Genomic DNA, 1,366 nt, shown 5'->3' with positions numbered 1-1,366 from the left:
GCACGAGTGCCGGGCGTCGGCTCGCCGACCAGCTTGCGCAATTCCTTCGGCACTTCAATGAAAGGAAACTGAATAAACGGCATATTCCCTACCGTAGCATAATAGATACAGTTGTCAACCATAAATCTTGAAATTGTATTTTTCAATTTCCCGCCATCAGCTTGGATGCCGTCTTGCGCCTAGCCTGCGGTTGAATGTGCTTGCACGAATCTCCGGCTGGAAATCCCGACGCGCCTTCCTAACCAGCCACGTCCCCGGCTCGGCGAGCACTGTCAAGGTGGAGCCACAAAAGGAAAAACCCGCGCGAAAAGCGCCACATTTTATTTGGACAACCTTGACAGGCGCAGTCGAGCCATACAATAGACGAAACGAGGCGCGCTGGAGTTGAAGTGACCACCATTTGTTCGGCCTTTGACAATTTATGTTGAGTTAGACAACGCAACCTGCCTTAATTTTGTTCTGAATCCTTTGGGATTTGAAGAAATGACCGTTGGAGCACCAGCCGAATCTGTGACTAGCCGGAGCGAGTCGAAGCGTAACCGGAAGCCGCATGTTTTCCCATTGAGTGAGGCGGTCATCTGGCGAGCAACCCAAGGCGACTGGCGGCAACTTTATGGAAATTTCAAGGAATTGGGTATTAGCATTGAGTGGCACGATTTTGAATTGAACACCAATGCCACTTTCGAGTGGTCGCGCAGTTTTCATCCAAATAGCTTGGAACTTTGCCTGAATCTCGCCGGGCACGCTTCCATTCATTGTGCATCCAGCACCGTGGATTTTGAGCCGTTGACGGCTGGGTTTTACGCACCGGGAAAGAATGAATTGCGGGCTTGGCGAAAGGCCGGAGAACGGCACCGTTTCATTACCGTCGAATTTTCCCCCCGTTTTCTGCGCGAACATTTGTTCCAATGCGACGGCGCGCTTCATGGTTTGGTGGAAAAATTCCTGCTCTCCAGCGCGTCTCCCGCCGGGTTGGGGGAAATCCACCGTCTGACCACCGAACAGGAACAATTGATTTCTCAACTCTCGCGTCCGCCTTCGTTTCAGGGTGCGCGCCGGCTGTGGTATCAGGGCAAGGTGCTGCAACTGATGGCAGATTTTTTCTTCGGGCGGCGTGGCGAGGATGAATTATTTTGCGACCGGCAAAAACGGATGGTGCGGGAGCGCGTGGATCGGGTTGTGGCCATTCTGCGCCGGGATTTGGCTGAACCGCCCACGTTGGAGAAAATTGGACGTGAGGCCGGATGCAGCCCGTTTTATTTGAGCCGGACTTTTTCACGGGAGACGGGCATGACCATCCCGCAGTGTCTGCGAAAACTTCGCATGGAACGCGCGGCTGAATTGCTCAAGAGCGGCAAATGCAATG

1 protein-coding gene is annotated in these 1,366 nt (G+C 53.2%); it reads left to right on the top strand.

All coding sequences use genetic code 11. The features are described from left to right. Window positions 1–483 precede the first annotated feature (483 nt). Window positions 484–1,366, top strand: an 883-nt coding sequence (locus tag VLX68_07185) for an AraC family transcriptional regulator (protein ID HUI92012.1), incomplete at its 3' end; no start/stop codon positions are given.

Source organism: Chitinivibrionales bacterium (assembly GCA_035516255.1).
Lineage (GTDB): Bacteria > Fibrobacterota > Chitinivibrionia > Chitinivibrionales > FEN-1185 > FEN-1185.
This window is presented reverse-complemented; position numbering and strand designations above follow the sequence as displayed.